General features: G+C 65.9%; 22 protein-coding genes and 1 tRNA gene. 11 read left to right on the forward strand and 12 right to left on the reverse strand.

Annotated elements, in window-relative coordinates; all coding sequences use genetic code 11:
• The first annotated feature begins 13 nt into the window (after positions 1-13).
• A complete protein-coding gene (locus tag QM712_RS03785; RefSeq protein ID WP_415021709.1) occupies positions 14-1,348 on the forward strand; it encodes a dihydroorotase in 1,335 nt (444 codons plus the stop codon).
• A gap of 139 nt (positions 1,349-1,487) precedes the next feature.
• Positions 1,488-2,357: a sulfurtransferase gene (locus QM712_RS03790; RefSeq protein WP_415021710.1), complete on the forward strand. Its 870-nt coding sequence runs from the start codon at positions 1,488-1,490 to the stop codon at positions 2,355-2,357.
• A 166-nt stretch (positions 2,358-2,523) separates the two neighbouring features.
• On the opposite strand, the gene QM712_RS03795 is transcribed toward QM712_RS03790, so the two are convergent.
• The 4 genes from QM712_RS03795 to QM712_RS03810 all read right to left on the reverse strand — a co-directional run bounded on the left by QM712_RS03795 (position 2,524) and on the right by QM712_RS03810 (position 4,416).
• Positions 2,524-2,790 (reverse strand): hypothetical protein, encoded by a 267-nt coding sequence (locus tag QM712_RS03795; protein ID WP_415021711.1) that lies wholly within the window; start codon positions 2,788-2,790, stop codon positions 2,524-2,526.
• A gap of 241 nt (positions 2,791-3,031) precedes the next feature.
• The gene (locus QM712_RS03800) at positions 3,032-3,409 is read right to left on the reverse strand and encodes a TIGR02301 family protein (protein WP_415021712.1); all 378 of its coding nucleotides are present in this window, start codon (positions 3,407-3,409) and stop codon (positions 3,032-3,034) included.
• A gap of 53 nt (positions 3,410-3,462) precedes the next feature.
• A complete protein-coding gene (locus QM712_RS03805) occupies positions 3,463-3,897 on the reverse strand; it encodes an NUDIX hydrolase (RefSeq protein ID WP_415021713.1) in 435 nt (144 codons plus the stop codon).
• An 18-nt stretch (positions 3,898-3,915) separates the two neighbouring features.
• Entirely contained in the window at positions 3,916-4,416 is a 501-nt protein-coding gene (locus QM712_RS03810; RefSeq protein WP_415021714.1) for a hypothetical protein, read from the reverse strand.
• Between the two features lie 61 nt (positions 4,417-4,477).
• On the opposite strand from QM712_RS03810, the gene QM712_RS03815 reads away from it, so the two are divergent.
• Positions 4,478-5,242: an SOS response-associated peptidase gene (locus QM712_RS03815; RefSeq protein WP_415021715.1), complete on the forward strand. Its 765-nt coding sequence runs from the start codon at positions 4,478-4,480 to the stop codon at positions 5,240-5,242.
• Positions 5,243-5,339: 97 nt separating this feature from the next.
• On the opposite strand, the gene QM712_RS03820 is transcribed toward QM712_RS03815, so the two are convergent.
• Both QM712_RS03820 and QM712_RS03825 read right to left on the reverse strand, forming a co-directional pair.
• Positions 5,340-6,533: a CaiB/BaiF CoA transferase family protein gene (locus QM712_RS03820; RefSeq protein ID WP_415021716.1), complete on the reverse strand. Its 1,194-nt coding sequence runs from the start codon at positions 6,531-6,533 to the stop codon at positions 5,340-5,342.
• 37 nt (positions 6,534-6,570) lie between these two features.
• A complete protein-coding gene (locus tag QM712_RS03825; protein ID WP_415021717.1) occupies positions 6,571-7,500 on the reverse strand; it encodes a glycine reductase in 930 nt (309 codons plus the stop codon).
• Positions 7,501-7,849: 349 nt separating this feature from the next.
• Here QM712_RS03825 and QM712_RS03830 point away from each other — a divergent pair, with 349 nt between their 5' ends.
• Positions 7,850-8,674: an outer membrane protein gene (locus QM712_RS03830; protein WP_415021718.1), complete on the forward strand. Its 825-nt coding sequence runs from the start codon at positions 7,850-7,852 to the stop codon at positions 8,672-8,674.
• Between the two features lie 190 nt (positions 8,675-8,864).
• Here QM712_RS03830 and QM712_RS03835 read toward each other — a convergent pair whose 3' ends face one another.
• Genes QM712_RS03835 through QM712_RS03850 form a run of 4 tightly spaced genes read right to left on the reverse strand, consistent with a single transcriptional unit; the run spans position 8,865 to position 12,347 of the window.
• Positions 8,865-9,446: an NUDIX domain-containing protein gene (locus tag QM712_RS03835; protein ID WP_415021719.1), complete on the reverse strand. Its 582-nt coding sequence runs from the start codon at positions 9,444-9,446 to the stop codon at positions 8,865-8,867.
• Between the two features lie 20 nt (positions 9,447-9,466).
• The gene (locus tag QM712_RS03840; RefSeq protein ID WP_415021720.1) at positions 9,467-9,910 is read right to left on the reverse strand and encodes a GNAT family acetyltransferase; all 444 of its coding nucleotides are present in this window, start codon (positions 9,908-9,910) and stop codon (positions 9,467-9,469) included.
• Positions 9,907-11,334: an FAD-binding oxidoreductase gene (locus tag QM712_RS03845; protein ID WP_415022036.1), complete on the reverse strand. Its 1,428-nt coding sequence runs from the start codon at positions 11,332-11,334 to the stop codon at positions 9,907-9,909. The genes QM712_RS03840 and QM712_RS03845 overlap by 4 nt, the downstream gene beginning before the upstream one ends.
• Before the next feature lie 23 nt (positions 11,335-11,357).
• The gene (locus QM712_RS03850; protein WP_415021721.1) at positions 11,358-12,347 is read right to left on the reverse strand and encodes an L-threonylcarbamoyladenylate synthase; all 990 of its coding nucleotides are present in this window, start codon (positions 12,345-12,347) and stop codon (positions 11,358-11,360) included.
• Between the two features lie 68 nt (positions 12,348-12,415).
• Here QM712_RS03850 and QM712_RS03855 point away from each other — a divergent pair.
• Positions 12,416-12,492: transfer RNA gene (locus tag QM712_RS03855), tRNA-Pro, on the forward strand.
• Between the two features lie 514 nt (positions 12,493-13,006).
• Here QM712_RS03855 and QM712_RS03860 read toward each other — a convergent pair.
• The gene (locus QM712_RS03860; RefSeq protein ID WP_415021722.1) at positions 13,007-13,231 is read right to left on the reverse strand and encodes a hypothetical protein; all 225 of its coding nucleotides are present in this window, start codon (positions 13,229-13,231) and stop codon (positions 13,007-13,009) included.
• A 455-nt stretch (positions 13,232-13,686) separates the two neighbouring features.
• On the opposite strand from QM712_RS03860, the gene QM712_RS03865 reads away from it, so the two are divergent.
• Together QM712_RS03865 and QM712_RS03870 are read left to right on the forward strand one after the other, a co-directional pair.
• On the forward strand, positions 13,687-14,106 hold the full coding sequence (locus tag QM712_RS03865) for a DUF4118 domain-containing protein (RefSeq protein ID WP_415021723.1): 420 nt from the start codon (positions 13,687-13,689) through the stop codon (positions 14,104-14,106).
• A gap of 126 nt (positions 14,107-14,232) precedes the next feature.
• Positions 14,233-14,430, forward strand: a complete 198-nt coding sequence (locus QM712_RS03870; RefSeq protein ID WP_415021724.1) for a hypothetical protein — start codon at positions 14,233-14,235, stop codon at positions 14,428-14,430.
• 74 nt (positions 14,431-14,504) lie between these two features.
• Here the strand turns inward: QM712_RS03870 and QM712_RS03875 are convergent, their stop codons facing one another.
• A complete protein-coding gene (locus QM712_RS03875) occupies positions 14,505-15,476 on the reverse strand; it encodes a LysR family transcriptional regulator (RefSeq protein WP_415021725.1) in 972 nt (323 codons plus the stop codon).
• 120 nt (positions 15,477-15,596) lie between these two features.
• Between QM712_RS03875 and QM712_RS03880 the strand changes: the two genes are divergently transcribed.
• Genes QM712_RS03880 through fba form a run of 4 tightly spaced genes read left to right on the forward strand, consistent with a single transcriptional unit; the run spans position 15,597 to position 20,672 of the window.
• Positions 15,597-16,634, forward strand: a complete 1,038-nt coding sequence (locus QM712_RS03880; RefSeq protein WP_415021726.1) for a class 1 fructose-bisphosphatase — start codon at positions 15,597-15,599, stop codon at positions 16,632-16,634.
• Between the two features lie 11 nt (positions 16,635-16,645).
• Positions 16,646-17,521 (forward strand): phosphoribulokinase, encoded by an 876-nt coding sequence (locus QM712_RS03885; protein WP_415021727.1) that lies wholly within the window; start codon positions 16,646-16,648, stop codon positions 17,519-17,521.
• A gap of 28 nt (positions 17,522-17,549) precedes the next feature.
• Complete coding sequence (tkt, locus tag QM712_RS03890) at positions 17,550-19,571, forward strand: transketolase (protein WP_415021728.1); 2,022 nt, start codon at positions 17,550-17,552, stop codon at positions 19,569-19,571.
• Between the two features lie 15 nt (positions 19,572-19,586).
• Positions 19,587-20,672 carry a class II fructose-bisphosphate aldolase gene (gene fba, locus QM712_RS03895; RefSeq protein ID WP_415021729.1) on the forward strand — a complete coding sequence of 362 codons (1,086 nt, stop codon included), beginning with the start codon at positions 19,587-19,589 and terminating at the stop codon, positions 20,670-20,672.
• Positions 20,673-20,680: the final 8 nt, after the last annotated feature.

The raw sequence follows: 20,680 nt of genomic DNA on the forward strand, positions 1-20,680 counted from the left end.
GAGGCCCATAGCCATGACCCAGCGTTTCGATGTGATCCTCAAGGGCGGCACCGTGGTCAACCAGGACGGCGAGGGCCAGCGCGACATCGGAATCGCGGGGGGCCGCATCGCCGAGATCGGCGCGCTGTCGCAAGCCTCCGCGGCCGAGGTGATCGACTGCAAGGGCCTGCACATCCTTCCCGGCGTGATGGACACGCAGGTGCATTTCCGCGAGCCCGGGCTGGAACAGAAGGAAGATCTCGAGACCGGCTCGCGCAGCGCCGTGATGGGCGGCGTCACGGCCGTGTTCGAGATGCCGAACACATCTCCGCTGACGGTGACGGAGGCGACCTTCACCGACAAGGTGAAGCGCGCGCATCACCGCATGCATTGCGATTTCGCCTTCTTCATCGGCGGCACCCGCGAGAACGTGCAGGATCTGCCGGTGCTCGAACGCGCGCCCGGCTGTGCCGGCGTCAAGGTGTTCATCGGTTCGTCGACCGGCGCGCTGTTGGTGGAAGACGACGAGAGCCTGCGCCGCATCTTCCAGGTGATCCGCCGCCGGGCGGCGTTTCACGCCGAGGACGAGTATCGCCTCAACGACCGCAAATCGCTCCGCATCGAGGGCGATGCGCGCTCGCATCCGGTCTGGCGCGACGAGACCGCGGCGCTGATCGCGACGCAGCGGCTGGTGAAGCTCGCGCACGAGACCGGCAAGCGCATTCACGTGCTGCACATTTCGACCAAGGAAGAAATCGAGTTCCTGCGCGACCACAAGGACGTCGCCTCCTGCGAAGCGACGCCGCATCATCTCACGCTGGTCGCGCCCGATTGCTACGAGCGGCTCGGCACGCTGGCGCAGATGAATCCGCCGGTGCGCGGCGCCGATCACCGCGCCGGCATCTGGCGCGGCATCGAGCAGGGCATCGTCGATGTGCTCGGCTCCGACCACGCCCCGCATACGCTGGAGGAGAAGTCCAAGACCTATCCGGCGTCGCCCTCGGGCATGACCGGCGTGCAGACGCTGGTGCCCGTCATGCTCGATCACGTCAATGCCGGCCGGCTGTCGCTCGCCCGTTTCGTCGATCTCACCAGCGCCGGGCCCGCACGCCTCTACAACATGGCCTGCAAGGGCCGCATCGCCGCGGGCTACGACGCCGACTTCACCATCGTGGACCTGAAGCGCAGCGAGACCATCACCAACAAATGGGTCGCCTCCAAGGCCGGCTGGACGCCGTATGACGGCTTGCGCGTCACCGGCTGGCCCGTCGGCACCTTCATCCGCGGCCGTCGCGTGATGTGGCAGGGCGAACTCGTCACGGCCTCGCAGGGCGAGCCGGTGCGGTTCCTGGAGACGCTGAAGCAGTAGGGAGCTGCGGATTCGTCATTGCGAGGAGCAAAGCGACGACGCAATCCGGCATCCTTCAGCGGTGGAATTCGATTGTTTCGCTGCGCTCGCAATGACGAGGGGAGAGGTCTACACTTCCTCTCGAACGGAGTGCGATCCAATGTCTGAGCCGACGGCCCTCATCTCGACCGAGCAACTCGCGGCTCGTCTCGGCGATCCCGATCTACGCATCTACGATTGCACGACCTACAACGAGCCGGTGCCGCCGGGCAGCGACGTGCCTTATCGCGCGGTGCCCGGCGACAGGACCTTCGCGGCCGGCCACATCCCCGGTGCCGACTTCCTCGACCTGCAGGGCGAATTCTCCGATACGTCGGTGCAGCAGTTCTTCATGATGCCGGGCGTCGCTCAGTCGGAGGCTGCCTTCGGCCGCCATGGCCTCGATGCGTCCAAGACGATCGTGCTCTACAGCATCGGCACGATGATGTGGGCGACGCGGTTCTGGTGGATGCTGCGCTCGCTCGGCGTCGACGCGCAGGTGCTCGATGGTGGCTTCGACAAATGGAAGGCCGAGGGCAGGCCAATCGAGACCGGTGCGGCGAAGGGCTATCCGGCCACGACATTCAAGGCCGAGCCGCGCGCCGGTTTCTTCGTCGACAAGGATGCCGTCGCCGCGCGGATCGGTGATCCCTCGACCGTCATCGTCAACGCGCTGGGACCGCAATTTCACAGCGGCCTCGAGCCCAGTCGCTATGGACGGCCGGGCCGCATTCCCGGCAGCGTCAACGTGCCGGCTGCGATGCTGGCGAACGCCGACAAGACGCTGACGAGCCTTGCGGATGCCGAAGCGAAATTCGCAAGCCAGGGCCTCACGCGTGACAAGAGCATCATCTGCTATTGCGGTGGCGGCATCTCGGCGACGATCGATCTCTTCCTGCTGACGCAGCTCGGCTACGGCAAGCTCACGCTCTACGATGCCTCGATGGGCGAATGGGCGAAGGATCCGAAGCTTCCGATCGAGACGGACTAGGCCATTCCCGATCCTGACGGGAAATCGTCCCGGTCATGGGCCGACTAATGCTTGTCCACGGCCGATGGCATCCGTGCGATAAACGGGGGGAGGCTTGGCGACCTGTTCGCCTGGTCATTCATCCGTAGACTGGCCCCGTCCGCGAGGCGGGGTCATTTTCGGCGGGTTACTGTCTTGCGACCCCGACCGAGAATTCGCCGTTGCGGATGCGGCCGGGAAAGCCCTCGACGAATTTCGCCACCGCATCTTCGCCGTAGGTCCCGACGAGTTCGGCGAGCGCGGCGAACAGGCTGGCCTGCGCCAGACAATCGCCATCGACGCCGTCATGGCGCGCCTCGGCCCAAGCCTCGTTGAGATAGCTCAGCGCGGCCTGTTTTTGCTCGTGATCGGGCAGCGGCGCGCGGGCGGGGGCGTAAGACACTGAATGGCTCATGAAACTCGACAGGGCTGGGGCGCGATCCACGGCGATGCGCTGCACATGAGGTGTAGCACGCGTATTAACGCCCGCTAGGCCACATCTTTAAGAACGGTTAACGGGTGTGAACAAAGACGATGTCGTTGTTCCCGGTGAAAGGTCCGCCTCGGATGGCTCCGGCGCATCGGTTCGGCCGCATCCGCCGCGACGTGCGTTCCGCGCTCCTCGGGGCGAGGGGTTTGCAGGCGTTGAAAGCAGCTCAGTTCGCGTAGCGAGCCGTGAGGTCGCGCGAGATCTTCGAGCCTTCCTCGATGTAGCGGCGAATCGCGACGGTGGCCGCGGGCGTGCAGCTCCGATAGGTCTGCTGGAAGCCGTTATAGCCGCGGTTGAAGCCTGCGATCATGCGGGTGCGGCGTTCGCCGGCGGGGGTTTCGGCGTCGATCAGCGCCTGCATCTCGCTGCGCCATTTGTTGCCCTCGTTGGACCCGCAAATTCCGCGCAGGTAGTGCAGTCCACCGAGTATCTCGGCCAGCCGCTGCAGATCGGCGTCAAACGGGGCTGCGACGTCCTGGGCCCGGGCGGGCAGGGCGGCGCAGGCGAGAATCACGGCAAAAATGGCCAGAAATCGCTTCGACATCGGCCGGTGTATGCCCCCTCGGGGTGACGGACGCAAGGCGGACGGATCGGCCGTCAGGGACCGATCAGCCGGCCGGCCGACTGGATGACCTCCTCCAGCCCCCCGGTGAGCTTGAGGTCGCCGAGATTCGCCAGCGCCTCCGGGGCGATCCAGCGGTAATCGTCGAGCTCGTCGTTGAGAGCCGGTTCCCTGGCCACCCAGCGGCTGGCGAAGGACATGATCAGGTAGTGCCCGGTCCCGTCCGCCGTGGGCAGCACCTCGCGCCAGCCGGCGAGGCCGACGATCTCGATGGCGAGCCCCGTTTCCTCGTCGACCTCGCGCGCCAGCGCCTGGTGCAGCGATTCTCCGAACTCGACCCGGCCGCCGGGCAGCGAGTAGAACCCCTTGCCCGGCGAGCGGGCGCGGCGGACCAGCAGCACCTTGCCGTCGCGGAAGATCGCGGCACTGACGGCGAGCTGGGGATGGGTGGGCTGCACGACCGGGCTCAACGCTTCACCTGTCCGCGCTCAGTTCGCCATGATGGTGTCGACGTCGGCTTCGGGGCCGCCGTTGATGATGCCGCCGCAGGTCGCGATCAGCGGCTTGACCCAGAGCGCCGCCTGCTCGGCGAGGCGAACGCGGGTCTTGTCCTTCTCGACTTCGCGCATGGCCGAGCCGACCGCCGTCAGGATCGACGTCATGGTTTCGGTGACGTGGTCGAACTGGGCGCGCACGCCGGGATCGGCCTTCTCATAGGCCTCGATGGCAAGATCGCGCGCCTTGAAGTTCGAGGCGGTGAAATGCTCGGCATAGGACAGCGGCGTCCAGGTCAGGAAGTCCTCGGCGCATTCCGGCATGTCCGGCACCATTTCGAGCAGCATCACGGCTTCATTGAAATGGTTGAGATAGTCCGTGGCAAGTCCGGTTCGCGGGTTGATGTTGGCCACGCGCAGCCGCTCGGCCCAGGCGGCAGCCTCGGGGCCCGTCTGTACATGCGTCCGCGCGGGGTGGGAGGCCGTTGAGCTCATCTGTCGCAGTGTTAACGTTCGGGGTTAAAAGGACCTGAACGGACCCTATATAGGCCCCAGGATGTGTGGACGCTTCGTCATAACTTCGGCCCCCGCGGCTTTGCGGCAACTGTTCGGCTATATCGAGCAGCCGAACTTCCCACCGAGGTACAACGTGGCGCCGACGCAGCCGATTCCGGTCGTTCTGGCCGAGAAGGACGCGCGGCATTTCCGCTTGATGCGCTGGGGTCTCCTGCCGAGCTGGGTCAAGGACCCGCGCGGGTTCACGTTGCTGATCAACGCCCGCTCGGAGACGGTGCTGGAGAAGCCCGCCTTCAAGAACGCGATCCGCCGCCGTCGCGGCCTGATCCCGGCCGACGGCTATTACGAATGGAAGGCGACCGACGGCCGCAAGCAGCCGTTCTTCATCCATCGCGCCGACGGCGAGCCGCTCGGCTTCGCTGCATTGTTCGAGACCTGGGTCGGGCCGAACGGCGAGGAGGTCGACACGGTCGCGATCGTCACGGCGGCGGCGAGCGGGGATCTCGCCGGGCTGCATGACCGCGTGCCCGTGACCATCAGTCCCCGCGATTTCGAGCGCTGGCTCGACAGCCGCGGCGACGAGGTCGACGCGATCCTGCCGCTGATGATCGCCCCGCGCATCGGCGAATTCGCCTGGCGCCCGGTCTCCACCCGCGTCAATCGCGTCGTCAATGATGACGAACAATTGCTGCTGCCGATCAGCGCGGAGGAGATGGAGGCGGAGGCCGAAGCTGCAAGGCCGAAGAAATCGGCGCGGAAGGTCGCGGCGGGCGCAGGCGACGACGGACAGGGGTCGTTGTTCTGATCGCCCACACCGTCCCGCAGGGTGGCAAGGCATGCCCCGCCATCGCGAACGCAGCAGATGGTGAGCGCGCTGGGCTGCATCCAGCGGCAGCGAAGTTCTAAACGATCTCCCGCGCCCGCAGCGCCGCGATCTGCGCCGCGTCGAATCCCAGCTCGCCCAGCACCGCATCCGTGTCCGCGCCGAGCTCCGGCGCCATCCGGTCCAGACGGCCGCCGCCGTGGGCGAGCCTGAAGCCGCTGCCGGCGAAGCGCAGGTGGCCATAGGCCGTGTCCAGCTCCTGGATCGCGCCGCGCGCCTTGATCTGCGGATGATCGATGACCTCCTCGACCTTCCAGATGCTGGCGCAGGGCGCGCCGGCGTCCTCCAGAATTTGCTCCCATTCGCGCGCCGGCTTCGCCGCCAGTGCATCCTCGATGATGGCGCGGAGCGCCGGCTCGTTTTCGTTGCGCGAGAACCAGTCGGCGAAGCGCGGATCGGCGAGCGCATCTTCGCGCCCGAGCGCGGCCATGAGCGCGCGATACTGCTTCTCGTTGTTGACGGCGAGCAGGATGTGGCCGTCACCGCATTTGAACAGGTTCGCGGTGGTCCTGCGGCTGACCGCCTGGTTGCCCGAAAGCTGCTGGCGATGGCCGGCGACCGACCAGTCCGCGATCTGCCCCGAGAGGAACGCCATGGTTGCCTCCAGCATGGAGACGTCGACGAGCTGGCCCTTGCCGGTGCGGTCGCGCTGGTACAGCGCGCTCGAGACGCCGAACGCGGCCGTCGCGCCCGACAGCACGTCGCAGACCGCGAAGCCGGCGCGCGTCGGCCCCGTCTCGGCATGGCCGGTGATCGCCATGATGCCCGACAGCGCCTGCATCTTGCCGTCGTAGCCGGGCCGCAGGCGATCCGGGCCGGTCTGGCCGAAGCCGGACACCGCGCAATAGATCAGTTTCGGGTTGATCGCCGAAAGCGCCTCATAGCCGATGCCGAGCTTGTCCATCACGCCCGGGCGAAAGTTCTCCATGACCACGTCGACCGTCGCCGCGAGCTTCTTGACGATGGCGATCGCATCCGGCTTCTGCAGGTCGAGCGTCAGGCTGCGCTTGTTGCCGTTGACGGCCTGGAACGCCGGCGCGAGCCCGCGTTCGGCCCATTCGCGCGACAGCGGCGTGCGGCGCATGTCCTCGCCCTCGCGCCGCTCGACCTTGATGACATCGGCGCCCAGCAGCGCGAGCTGGTAGCTCGCATAGGGACCGGCCAGCACTTGCGTGAAATCCAGGATATTCACGCCCTCGAACGGTCGCGTCACGTCGCTCTCCCCTGTTGGTTATCGTTGCCGGAGGATGTCAGGCGGCGCGGTTGCCGCGCGCGATCTCCTTCTGCTTGTCGAATTCCGCGCGGCGGCGCGCGAGCTCCTCGGGCGAGAGTTGGGCGACGTTGTTGTAGTCGAGCTTCCAGGAGGCATCCGCGCTCCAGCGCAGCGGCGACTGCACCGTCGTCTGCGGACCGCTCGCGGTCTCCAGCAGCCTGAGCGCCAGTTCGAGCGTCTCGGCCTGCGACGCGCCATCGTGCGGTCGGCCGGCGGAGTTGCCGAGCGGGAAGTCGGAGAACAGGAAGCGCGGCACGGCGGCGTGCTCGATGATGTCCTTGGCGCAGCCCATGATCACGGTCGGAATGCCGTTGGCTTCCAGGTGCCGCGCCACCAGCGCCGTCGTCTGGTGGCAGACCGGGCAGTTCGGCAACAGCACGGCGGCATCGACCGCATCGGCGAGGCAGCGCGCCAGGATTTCCGGCGCATCGGTGTCCAGCGTGACCCGATGGCTGCGGTTGGTCGGCGCGCCGAAGAAGCGCGGCGCGACCTCGCCGATGCGGCCTGCCGCGCCTGCCTTCAGGAGCTGAGGCAGGGGAAACCAGGTGCCGTTGTCGGTCGCCGAGGTGTGCTTGCGGTCGTAGCCGATATGCGAGATGCGCAAATCGTGCTGCTTCGAGGTGTCGCCGTCATAGACCTGGTAGAACTTCGCGCTGCCGTTATAGGCCGCGCCCGGGCCCTGGTCGCCTTTGGCCGGGTCGTACGGCGCGGCGGTGGTGATGATCGTGACTCGCGATCGGGCCAGCGGCTTCTTCAGCGGCTGGAACGGCGCCTCGGTGTAGTGCGCCCAGCGATACGGCGTGGTGTAGCCGATCGCCGTGTAATAGTCGCGCGTGCGCTGCATATAGGGGACGGGGGAATCGTAGTCGGGCGCAAAGCCGAAATCGTCGTCGCGCGGGGCGGACATGGGCGCGTCTCCTGGTTCTTGGTTGGGGCCAGATTAGAGATAGTCGGCGGACAGCTCAACAGCGCGCATGGCGACGCAAGCCAGACCTGCGGCTCGCGGGCCGCAGCGTCGGCTGGTCGTTCTTGCCGCACGTGATTTTACGGAGCTTCGCGGCGTGCGGAGAGTCGAACTGTGGAAGTTCGGCAACAACCGTGAAGCGAAGTTGCAGAGCAACGGCTTTGCAGGAGTCGCTGTCTTGCATTGTCGTGTCGCGCTGGGCAGGGTCCGCCGCACTGCAGATTCGCCAAGAAGAAAATATCCAATCCTCATGATCTCCCTTCATCAACGTCTATCGTCTCGATCCTTCAAGATGACCACCGGTGCGGCCGCTGCGGCGCTGTTGGTTTCGGTCTCGACCCAGTTCGCCCACGCCGCGCCGGCGGCAACCGATCCGGTCGGCTTCGGTCCAGCCAGCAGCGCGAGCTGGCTCGCCAGCGCGGTCGCCGGCTACAACTGGCAGCGCGGCGGCGTCGTGTTCGGTCTGGAGAGCGATGTCTCCTGGACGAACCTCAAGAGCGTGACCTCCGGCCGCTTCGTCTCGGCCTATCCGTCCGCCTTCGTCTATCCGTCGGAAGTCACCAGCGCGCGTGTCGACTGGTACGGCACCGTCCGGGCGCGGCTTGGATGGACGACCGGCTCGTTCCTGTTCTACGGGACCGGCGGTCTCGCCTACGGCAATGTCAGCCTGAGCAACAGATATGATCTCGGCACTTCCGGTCAGACGGAAGGCATCGCGCCGCTGAGCTCGATCACGTCGGGCGTGAGGTTCGGGTGGACCGCCGGTGCCGGCGTCGACTACATGCTGAACCAGAATCTCATTCTCAATTTCGAATACCGGTACGTCGACCTCGGCACGTTGAATCTCGCCGCGGTGACCGCGCCCTCGCCGCTCGAGACGATGAGCTCGTCGAGCGCGAGCGTGCATGCCCGCTTCCAGACGGTCATGGTCGGCTTGAGCTACAAGTTCGGTCCGTCTGCGAGCCCGAGCGTCGCAAGTGCCGGCAAGAAGGGCCAGGCGGCTCCGCCGCCGCCATCCGATCCGTGGCAGGGCCTCTACATCGGCGGTCGCGCGGGCGGTGCGTGGGGCAACAATGTGAACGTCACCACGCCGGTCACACGTCAGATCGTCATGTAGAGCGTTTCCGGGCGAACCGGATATCGGTTCGCGTGAACGAAACGCGTCAAGACGCTGATCCGGAGCCTCGATCCGATCCGATCGGAACGAGGCTCCGGTCGACGCATGTCTTGCGCGATGTGAGCAGGGAAAGGCGCGGACGCCGGTCCGGGCCGGGCGCGGATCGGCCGAGTTGCTGCAGGCAGCTCTGCTAGCGGAAAATGTGCAGCGCCGCGTATTGCAGCAGCATGATCGCCTTGCCGTCGATGATGCGTCCGTCCGCGATCATCGCCAGCGCGTCGTCGATCGAAAGCTCCATCACTTCGATGTCCTCGCCCTCGTGCTCGAGGCCGCCGCCGTCGCTCACCCGCATCTCCGGCTCGTATTCGGCGACGAAGAAGTGCAGCTTCTCGGTCACGGAGCCCGGGCTCATGAACGCCTCGAACACCTTGTGGACGTGATGCAGGCGATAGCCGGTTTCCTCCTCGGCTTCGGCGCGGATCCGCACTTCGGGCGAGGCGTCGTCCAGCACGCCGGCGGCCGCCTCGATTAGGAGATCGTCGTAGCCGCGGATGAACGCCGGCAGACGGAACTGGCGCACCAGGATCACCGTGCGCCGCGTGCGATTGTAGGGCAGCACGGCCGCGGCATTGTCGCGCTCATAGGTTTCGCGGTGCTGCGTCTGCCATTCGCCGTTCGCGCGCCGGTATTCGAAGGTAGTCTCCCGCAGGGGCGTCCAGTTGTCCGAGAGCACGCGAACGTCCTTGATGCGGACGCGGTCGGAAATGGTCATGGCTGTCTTCCGATGAGGGGCTAAGGCGTCTGCTCGCGGCCGTCGAGCCATTTCTGGAACATCACGGAGGTCGATTCCTCGAAGCCCAGCGATTGGTAGAACGCGTTGGCCTGTGCATTCTCGCGGCGGACGAGAAGCTGGAGCTTGGCGATGCCGGCCCGGCGCAGCCAATCCTCGGCCGCGGCCATGATGACGCGGCCATGTCCACGCTTGCGGATGTCGGGATCGACCGCGACGTAATAGACCCAGCCGCGATGGCCGTCATGGCCGACCATGACGGTCGCGACGATCGCGCCGCCGTCGCGGCCGACGAGCACGGTGGAGTTCTCGCGTCGCCGCGCCAGCGCGATGTCGGCATGCGGATCGTTCCAGGGGCGCGTCAGGCCGCAGCGCTGCCACAGCGCCACCACCGGCTCGACGTCGGCATCCGCGACCGGCGCGATGCTGAGGGCAGGGGCGCTCACAGGACCTTCCCGGGGTTCATGATGCCGAGCGGATCGAGCATCGCCTTGATCGACCGCATCAGCTCGATCGCCGTCTTGTCCTTCACTTCCGGCAGTTCGTCGCGCTTGAGCACGCCGATGCCATGCTCGGCCGAGATCGAGCCGTCCATGCGCAGGACGATGTCGAACACCACGGCGTTCATGTCGTGCCAGCGGGCGAGATAATCCGCCGTGTTGGCGCCGATCGGCTGGCTGACATTGTAGTGCAGATTGCCGTCGCCGAGATGGCCGAACGGCACCGGCCGCGCGCCGGGGATCAGCTTGACCACCGCGGCATCCGCCTCCGCGATGAAGGCCGGCACGGCGGCAACGGGAACGGAGATGTCGTGCTTGATCGAGCCGCCTTCCGGCTTCTGCGCCGCCGACATCTCCTCGCGCAGTTTCCAGAAGCCTGCGCGCTGGGTGAGGTTGGCCGCGATCACGGCGTCGTCGACGATCTCCTCCTCCATGGCGCGCTCCAGGATCGATTCCAGCGGCGTGCGGGCGTCATCGCCCGGGGAGGACAGCTCCAGCAGCACGTACCAGGGATGCTTCTCCGCGAGCGGATCGCGTACGTCGATGCCGTGGCGGATCGAGAAATCCACCGCCATCTCCGACAGCAGTTCGAAACTCGTCAGCGCATTTGCGGCTTCGCCCTGCGCGATCGTGAGCAGTTTCAGCGCCGCCGCCGGCGATTTCAGGCCGACGAAAGCGGTCTCGATCGCCCGCGGCTTCGGAAACAGCTTGAGCGTCGCGGCGGTGATGATGCCGAGCGTGCCTTCGGCGCCGATGAAGAGGTTGTGCAGATTGTAGCCGGTGTTGTCCTTCTTCAGCTTGGACAGGACGTTGAGGATGCGCCCGTCAGCCAGCACCACTTCGAGGCCCAGCGCCATCTCGCGCGCGACACCATAGGCGAGGGCGGCCGTGCCGCCCGCATTGGTCGAGAGATTGCCGCCGATGGTGCAGCTTCCCTCGGCGCCGAGCGACAGCGGAAACAGCCGGTCCGCGTCGGACGCCTTCTGCTGTGCGATCTGCAGCACCACGCCGGCCTCGCAGGTCATGGTGTTCGAGTCGGTGTCGACCTCGCGGATCTTGTCGAGCCGGCGCAGCGACACCACGACCTCGCCATTGTGCGGCGTCTGTCCGCCGACGAGGCCGGTATTGCCGCCCTGCGGCACCAGGGCGATCCTGTGCTCTGAGGCGAGCTTGCAGATCGCGGAGACCTCGGCGGTCGAGCCCGGGCGCAGCACCAGCGGCGAGCGGCCGTGGAACAGATTGCGCTCCTCGGTGACGTAAGCCACGATGTCGGACGCGTCGGTGATCGCGTGCTTGTCGCCGACGATCTTGCGGAACTGGTCGATCAGCTCGGGCGCGAGCGGAGGGGTGGCCGACGTATTGATGTTCATCTCGTCTTCTTTCATTCAGCTTTCTAGCGCGCCACGGCCGCCCGGCGCAGCCGGTCGTTGATCGCTTCGCCCAGATCGTCTTCGGGGACCGTCATCACCGCGATGGCCCGTGGGCTTCTGGCATCGAGCGCCCGAAGATAGCCGAACAGATTGGCGGCGGCTTCATCGAGATCAGCTGCGGGCGACAAATTCATGACGGCGGCGGCGGCCTCCAGGCCGGGCAGGCGTGCGGGGCCGAATGCCAGCAGCGCTTCGCCCGGCGCCACGTCGCGCGCATTGAGCCGCACATTGGCGCGCGGCGCGTAATGCGAGGCGAGCATGCCCGGGGCCAGCGGCTGGCTGTCGTCGTTCTCCGCCTCCGCAGGCGGCCTCTCCAGCGCCATGCCGAGCGCGGCCTCGATCCGCTCGCGCGACAGCCCGCCCGGGCGGAGCAGCATCGGCGCCGCGAAGCAGCCGACAATCGTCGATTCGACGCCGACCGCGACCGGGCCGCCATCGACGATCAGGTCGATGCGTCCCGACAGGTCGGTTTCGACGTGGGCGGCCAGCGTCGGCGAGACGTGGCCGGAGATATTTGCGGACGGTGCCACCACCGCTCCGCCGAAAGCGCGCAGGATCGCCTGCGCCACCGGATGGTCGGGGATGCGGATGGCGACGGTGTCGAGGCCGGCGGTGGCGAGATCCGCGACCGGGCAGTCGTCCGTCTTCGGCACCACCAGCGTCAGCGGTCCCGGCCAGAATGCCTCCGCAAGGCGCAGGGCGCGTGAATCGAACCGGCCGATCCGCCGGGCCGCCGCGAGGTCAGCGACATGGGCGATCAGCGGATTGAAGGCCGGGCGGCCCTTGGCGGCATAGAGATGGGCAATCGCGGCGGCATTGGCGGCATCCGCCCCGAGGCCATAGACGGTCTCGGTCGGGAATGCGACCAGCCCGCCGGCACGGAGCGTCCGTGCGGCGGCCTCGGCGCCGGCCTGGCCGGCCGGCAAAATCAACGTTTCAAGACCCGTTTTCACTGGGACGAAATTCCTCAAACCGACCGCTTGCGGTGCGCTAAACCCGACGCTATAAGCCGCCTTCTTGTCGGAGTGTGGCTCAGCCCGGTAGAGCACTGCGTTCGGGACGCAGGGGTCGCAGGTTCGAATCCTGCCACTCCGACCAAGATTTCAAGGCCTTATAGTTATTGATGTTTCAGGGCGCAACGAAATGCGCCGAGAGGTTGGCATGCGCCAGCCTCGGGGGGGGGTCGCGTTATCCCTGAGCGCACGCGGTTTTCGCCTCGCCGAGTGAGGGGTCGCGAGCGCTGCGCGGACATGTCAGCCGCTCGATCGGCAGACCCGCTCATCCAGATGCAATCCAATTGGAGAAAAGGGCGTCCGATTTCGGCGGATGCCGTTGAGCGTCCTCATCGCTTGGCGGTTGCCGAGAGTCGTCCGTGCCGCCGCAGTTGCGGCCATGCCCGGACCGGCGTCGGTCAAATGTTTCTCACGAGGCGAAGTGGGATGCGATGGTGAACGCAGCGGCGGCGCAAAGGACCAGCGCGGAAACCGCGCCGGCAACTCCGCGCGCGAGGCTGGCCCGCGTCAGGTGCCTGGTCATGATTTGCTCCATGCTTTCCATGGAAATGGCGAACGCGGAGGTTGGTTCCTCGCCGTCCTGAAGCGCCGATTGCCGCCTATTTTCGCAGCAATTCGCTCAACGCCGCCGTCGCCTCGGCGCAGCGGATGTCGTCGATCTCGCGCGAAAGGCTGAGGGCACGCGATTTCAGCGTTTCGATCGTGCAGCTCTCGGGCTGCTGGTTCTCAAGCTCGCCAAGGCGCTTGTTCAGATCGTCCAGCCTGGACTGAAGCTGTCCGATGCTGGGGCCCCCATTGACCTTCCATACTCTTTGCGCGCGCATCGCCGTTCCCCTGCTCGTCTCACAGCGTTGTGAGCGGGGTTCGTGGCCGCAATGGGAGTTTCTTTTGTCCGCCTTCTGACGGCGGGGAACCGTTGCAGATCGGCAACGAAGTTCCTTTGGGTTGGAAGTGTCGGTTTTCCGAATTCTGGATATTTGTCTCCGCGATTATTCGGATTAGCCGTATCAAGGAGACGGTGTGTCGCGTTCCGTGTAAACGGCGAAGCACGGTGAGACCCGGATCGGCTCATGCGCCCCGACATCGACGGCCTCGTTCGTGGAGGCCGCGCGGGTGCGGCGATTGCCGATAGGTGGCGAACAGCGGCTCCTGCGGTATGATTGTGTGCTGCCGCTGTTTACCAAGCCGCCGGCTGCGCGATTTCCGCCTCGCGCTTCCTGTCCCATTGTTGTACTTTGGTCGCAAGCGAGCCTGGTCAACAGGTGGCAGGGGGAGGCCTATGAGGCGTGCGGGACTGTTTGGCGTACCGCGAGTACGGCCATGGTCGTGGCAGGCGTTTCTGCTCGGATTTGCGATCATTGCAGCTTCGGCTGCAGTTCAAGGCATATGCGTCGCGCTCGGCGCGCAGCTCTACTTCGCGGCGTTCCTGCCGAGCATTTTCGCCGTCGGCGTTCTTGCAGGCACGGCCGCGGCGTCGTTCGCGGCGTTGCTGACGATTCCGCTGGTGTGGTGGGCGTTCATGCCGCCCTTCTTCGAGTTCGTCCCGCTGACCAGGGCCTATGCGGATTCCATCAACCTGTTCTTCCTGCTTGCCGTGCTGCTGATCGGGCTTGCCGATCTCTGCCGCGAGACGATGGTGATCATCAGCCGAGGCGGGCTGAAGTCCGCGAGCGAGAACGCGGCAACGAATTCGCAATAGCCGCTTCTGCGCGTTGCGCAGGCGCAACAGTTCGGCAACCATCCGCGCGCTTGCCGCGCGCCGCTAACTTTTCGAAAATCGTTTGGCCGCAGGTTCTCTCCCGGGAATACGAGGGGAGTTCTTGACATGAACGGCAAGGCCATCTTGGAGAATGTGCGGCGCTACCGCGGGATCGCATCGCTCTATCGCCAGACCGCTGCATTCCGGCCGGGCCAGAGCTGGTCGCTCCTGGAGCAGGCGAGCGATTGGGAAGCGCGTGCGCTGGCGGAGCTGGAAGCCTATTTCGCCGCGCGCATGGATCATGCCGCTCCGCTTGCGGCCTGACCGTTAACCATCGCCGTGACGGCATGCCTGCCGTGACGTCTGCGAGTTCAACTGCGAGTTCAACGCCTGCGGACTTATCGCCCGCCGAGCTCCGGCACTTCCGGCAGATAATTCGATCCCTCTGAGCCCAGGAAATCGAACATCGCCTGCGCCGGCGGCAGCAGCACCTTGTCGCTGCGACGGATCACGTACCATTGCCGGACGATGGGAAGGCCCGCGACGTCGAGCACGACGAGGCGGCCTTCGGCGAGCTCATGCGCAACGGTGTGAGCCGAGATGAAGGCGATGCCCAGCCCCGCGATCACTGCCTGCTTGATGGTTTCGTTGCTGCTCATCTCCATGCCGATGATCGGTTCGAGATCGGAGCGCTGAAACATGCCCTCCATCAGCGTGCGCGTGCCTGATCCGGGTTCGCGGGTGAGGAAGGTCTCGTGCACGAGATCGGTCAGGCTGAGACCGGAATCCTTCTCGAGCCAGTGTCCCTTGCGCGCGACGATGATGTGCGGATTGCGCCCGAGCTGACGGACGTCGACGGTGACGTCGGCCGGTGGCCGACCCATCACCGCGAAGTCGAGGTCGTAGCCGTGCATGGCTCCGCGGATGTCTTCGCGATTGCCGATGGTGAGCTTGATCTCGATCTTCGGAAACCGCTTCGAGAACGCCGCGATCGCATGCGGCACGAAATACTTCGCGGTCGACACCGCGCCGAGATGCACGGTGCCGCCGGTGCGGCCCGCGAGCAGATCGAGCGCGCCCTGGCAATCCGCGATCGCGGCCTCGACCCGCCCGGCGAGCGACAGCACCTCCTTGCCGGCCTCCGTCAGCAGCATGCCGTCGCCGGTGCGCTGCACCAGCGGCAAGCCGGCGAGATCCTGAAGCTGCCTGAGTTGCTGGGTGACGGCCGGCTGCGTCAGGCCGAGCTGGCCCGAGGCCGCGGTGACGCTGCCCTTCGCCGCGAGCGCCGCCAGCGAGCGCAGCTGCCGGATCGTCAGGTGCCGGAGCTGCGCCGCGGTCGGAGCATTATAAGGAAAACCTTTGTCGCTCATTATGAATAGATATTTTTCTTATTAGGTGGGGCCTGTCAATCTCATCGTGCTGGGACCGACCGCGCCGAACCTCCGCCGGGGAGGGAACAGGGCACGGCGCCAGCCAAGGGATGGACGCAGATGACCGGGCAACCCAGGCTGGACGACCACCTCCAGAGGTATTCCGAGACCTCATCCCACGCGCCGGCGGTCGCGGCCGCCGTCGACGCCATCGCGATGGCGTCGATCGAGATCGCCGACCTCATCGGCACCGGAGAACTCGCGGACGCCGCGGGCGTGACGACCGGGCACAACAGCGACGGCGACCTTCAGCGCAACCTCGACGTCCAGGCCGATGCGATCCTGCGCCGATGTCTTGCCGGGCTGCCGATCGCGGCGCTCGCATCCGAGGAAATGCGCGAACCGCAGATCGGCGATCGCGAGGGGCGCATCTGCGTCGCGATCGATCCGCTCGACGGCTCCTCGAACATCGACGTCAACATGACCGTGGGCACGATCTTCTCGATCCTGCCGACACCGGATGATCCCGGCCTGGCCTTCCGCCAGCGCGGCTCGTCGCAACTGGCGGCGGGGTTCATCACCTACGGACCGCAGACCTCGCTGGTGCTGACGCTCGGCGACGGCGTGGACATCTTCGTCCTCGACCGCAGGTCCGGCTGCTTCCGTCTCGCACGCGGTGCCGTGCAGATCTCGGAGGCCTGCGAGGAGTTCGCGATCAACGCCGCCAACCGCCGGCATTGGGATCCGCCGGTGCGCGCCTTCGTCGACGAGTGCCTCGCCGGCGTCGAAGGGCCGGCCAATCACAATTTCAACATGCGCTGGATCGGGTCGCTGGTCGCCGAGATCTATCGCATCCTCACCCGCGGCGGCGTGTTCCTCTATCCCTCCGACGCGCGGCCCGGCTACGGCGATGGCCGTTTGCGGCTCACTTACGAGGCGCACCCGATGGCCTTCATCGTCGAGCAGGCCGGCGGCTCCGCCTCCACCGGACGCGAGCGCATTCTCGATCTGGCCGCGCAGACCCTGCACCAGCGCGTTCCCCTGGTGATGGGGTCGAGCAACGAGGTGCGCCGCGTCGAGGAATTGCATTGCGATCCGCTTCTGGCGGCCAGCGTGTCGGCGCCGCTGTTCGCGCGGCGCGGCTTCTTCCGGTTGTGAGGAGATTGCGCATGTCGAGGAAGCACCCGATCATCTCGATCACCGGCTCCTCCGGGGCCGGCACCACCTCGGTCAAGAAGACCTTCGAGCAGATCTTCTTCCGCGAGCGCGTCAACGCGGTCTACATCGAGGGCGATGCGTTCCATCGCTACGACCGCGCGGAGATGCGCACGCAGATGGCGAAGGAGGCCGAGCGCGGCAACAAGCATTTCAGCCATTTCAGTCCCGAGACCAATCTGTTCGAGGAGCTGGAGCGGGCGTTCCGCGACTATGGCGAGACCGGGACGGCGGTGCGGCGGCATTACGTCCACGACCCCGAAGAAGCCGCCCAGCACGCCACCCCACCCGGCACGTTCACCGAGTGGGAGCAGCTGCCGGAGAATTCGGATCTCTTGTTCTACGAGGGCCTGCACGGCGCTGTCGTGACCGACAAGGTCAACGTCGCGCGCTATGCCGACCTGAAGATCGGCGTCGTGCCTGTGATCAATCTCGAATGGATCCAGAAGCTGCACCGCGACCGCAGCGCGAGGGGCTATTCGACGGAGGCGGTCACCGACACGATCCTGCGGCGGATGCCGGACTACATCAATTACATCTGCCCACAATTCACCGAGACCGACATCAATTTCCAGCGTGTGCCCACGGTGGACACATCGAATCCATTCATCGCGCGCTGGATCCCGACGCCGGACGAATCGATGGTCGTGATCCGCTTCAAGAATCCGCGCGGCATCGACTTTCCCTATCTGCTGTCGATGCTGCCGCATAGCTTCATGTCGCGCGCGAACTCGATCGTGTGTCCGGGCGCAAAACTCGATCTCGCGATGCAGCTCATCCTGACGCCGCTGATCATGCAGCTCATCGAGCGCAAGCGAAACCTGAAGTGATCGCCAACGACAACGACGGAAGGGCCAAATGAACATCTCGGTTCATGCCGAAGCCGACCTTAACACGGTCTCGCACGGCGACCTCGCCAATGCCGTCCGCTTTCTCGCTGTCGATGCCATCGAGGTGTCGCAGTCCGGCCATCCCGGCCTGCCCATGGGCATGGCCGACGTCGCAACCGTGCTGTTCTCGCGTTTCCTCAAGTTCGACTCGGCTCATCCCAATTGGCCCGATCGCGATCGCTTCGTACTTTCGGCCGGCCACGGCTCGATGCTGCTCTATGCGTTGCTTCATCTCACCGGCGGCGACATCAGCCTCGACGACATCAAGGCGTTTCGGCAATGGGGCTCGAAGACGCCGGGACATCCCGAGTACGGCCACACGCTGGGCGTGGAAACCACGACGGGACCGCTGGGGCAGGGGATCGCAACTGCGGTCGGCATGGCGCTCGCGGAGCGTCTGGGCAATGCGCGTCACGGCGGCGGTCTCGTCGATCATTTTACCTATGTGATCGCCGGCGATGGCTGTCTCATGGAGGGCATCAGCCAGGAAGCGATCTCGCTGGCGGGTCATCTCCAACTCGGCCGCCTGATCGTCCTCTTCGATGACAACGGCATTTCCATCGACGGGCCGACATCACTTGCGACCTCCGATGACCAGCTCGCACGTTTCGCGGCCTCAGGCTGGTCGGTTCGCCGCGTCGATGGACACGATCCCGAGGCGATCGCGCTGGCGATTGCGGAAGAACGGGCGGCGGCGAAGCCGTCGCTGATCGCGTGTCGCACCATCATCGGTTTTGGCGCGCCGGAGCGTCAGGGCACCGAAAAGGCACATGGCGCGCCGCTCGGCGCCGACCAGGCCGCCGCCGCGCGCCGGACGCTCGGATGGGACTACCAGCCCTTCGTCGTGCCGATCCCCGTCATGAAGGCGTGGCGCATGATCGGGCAGCGCGGGCAGGTCGATCGTCTCGCCTGGCTCGATCGCTACGAATGCGCGACGCCAGAGCAGCGCGACCTGCTGGTCGAGGGGAAGGCCGTTGCCCTGCCGAACGCCTATGCCCAGGCTTCGAAAAAACTGCGCGAGCGCTTTGCCACCGAGCGCCCGAAGATCGCGACGCGGCAGGCCTCGCAACAGGTGCTCGATGCCATCGCCTCGTCGATTCCGGGATTTGTCGGCGGCTCGGCGGACCTGACGCACTCCAACCTGACGCACGGCAAGGGCCAGGTCGCGGTCCGGCGCGACGCATTCGCCGGCGACTACATCCATTATGGTATCCGCGAGCACGGCATGGCGGCTGCCATGAACGGCCTCGCCTTGCATGGCGGCTTCATCCCCTATGGTGGCACGTTTCTGGCGTTTTCCGATTATAGTCGGCCGGCGATCCGCCTCGCGGCGTTGATGCGTCTGCGCGTCATCCATGTCATGACGCACGACTCCATCGGGCTTGGCGAAGATGGCCCGACCCATCAACCGGTCGAGCATCTCGCGGCGCTGCGTGTCATTCCGAACCTGCTCGTGTTCAGACCCGCGGACGCGTTGGAGACGCTGGAGGCCTGGAACTGCGCGCTCGAGGCCGAAGACCGGCCATCGGTCTTGTGTCTGTTACGGCAGGCCCTGCCGACCTTCCGAAGTGACGCGCTCGACGAAAATCGCGTTGCGCGTGGTGCGTATCTCGTCGTTACGCCGGATGATGGCCGCGACGTGACGCTGGTTGCGACCGGCTCGGAGGTGTCGATTGCTCTGGACGCTGCCCGCCTGCTGGCAACCGAGCATATCCGTGCGGCTGTGGTTTCCGCGCCCTGCTTTGCGCTGTTCGAGGAGCAGGCGGAAGACTATCGCGCCGCCGTGCTCGGCACCGCGCCGCGCGTCGGCATCGAGGCGGCAGTGCTCGGCGACTGGCCGCGCTGGATCGGCGCTGACGGCGAGTTCGTCGGCATGCGCGGCTTCGGTGCCTCGGCGCCAGCGCCAATTCTCTATCGCGAGTTCGGCATCACGGCCCCAGGCATTGCCGAAGCCGCCCGACGGGCGATCGCCCGTGCTCGCAGGCAATAACAGGAGGATTTCGCCGTGGCCCGTATCACTCTTCGCCAATTGCTCGACCATGCTGCTGACCATGGTTACGCGGTTCCGGCCTTCAACATCAACAACATGGAGCAGGGGATCGCGATCATGCAGGCGGCAACCGAGGTCGACGCACCCGTCATCATCCAGGCTTCGCGCGGCGCGCGCAGTTATGCCGGCGACGTCATGCTGTCGCACATGATCGAAGCGCTGGAGCGGACTTATCCCGACATCCCGCTCTGCATGCACCAGGATCACGGCAACGACGAAGCAACCTGTGCTTCGGCCATCGCCCATGGCTTCACTTCGGTGATGATGGACGGCTCGCTCAGGGCCGACGCCAAGACGGCGGCTGACTACGACTACAATGTCGCGATCACGCGACGCGTTGTCGATCTCGCTCATTGGGTCGGCGCCTCCGTCGAAGGCGAGCTCGGCGTGCTCGGCTCGCTCGAACATGGCGGCGGCGAACAAGAGGATGGCCACGGCGTCGAAGGCAAGATCGGCCATGATGAGCTGCTCACCGATCCCGACCAGGCCGTCGATTTCGTCCGCGCGACGAAGGTGGACGCGCTGGCAATCGCGATGGGCACTTCGCACGGTGCCTACAAGTTCAGCCGAAAGCCGGATGGGGACATCCTGGCGATGCGGGTCGTCGAGGAGATCCACCGCCGGCTGCCGAACACTCACCTGGTGATGCACGGATCCTCTTCGGTGCCGCAGCCGCTGCAGGACATGTTCAACGAGTTCGGCGGCGAGATGCCGCAGACCTGGGGCGTACCAGTGGAGGAGATCGTCCGCGGGATCAAGAGCGGCGTGCGCAAGGTCAACATCGACACCGACTGTCGGCTGGCAATGGCGGCCGTATTCCGCAAGGTCGCGGCGCAAAGTCGAAGCGAGTTCGATCCGCGAAAATTCCTGAAGCCCGCGATGGATGCGATGCGCGATCTCTGTCGCGATCGCTTCGAGCAGTTCGGCGCCGCAGGCCACGCCTCCGGGATCAAGGTCATTCCGATAAGCGAGATGGCACGGCGTTACCGGGCAGGCGAATTCGATCCTCGCGTCGATGCCCAAGAACCTGTCGCCGCCTAATCATTCAG

Source organism: Bradyrhizobium sp., assembly GCF_047605465.1.
Taxonomy (GTDB): domain Bacteria; phylum Pseudomonadota; class Alphaproteobacteria; order Rhizobiales; family Xanthobacteraceae; genus Bradyrhizobium.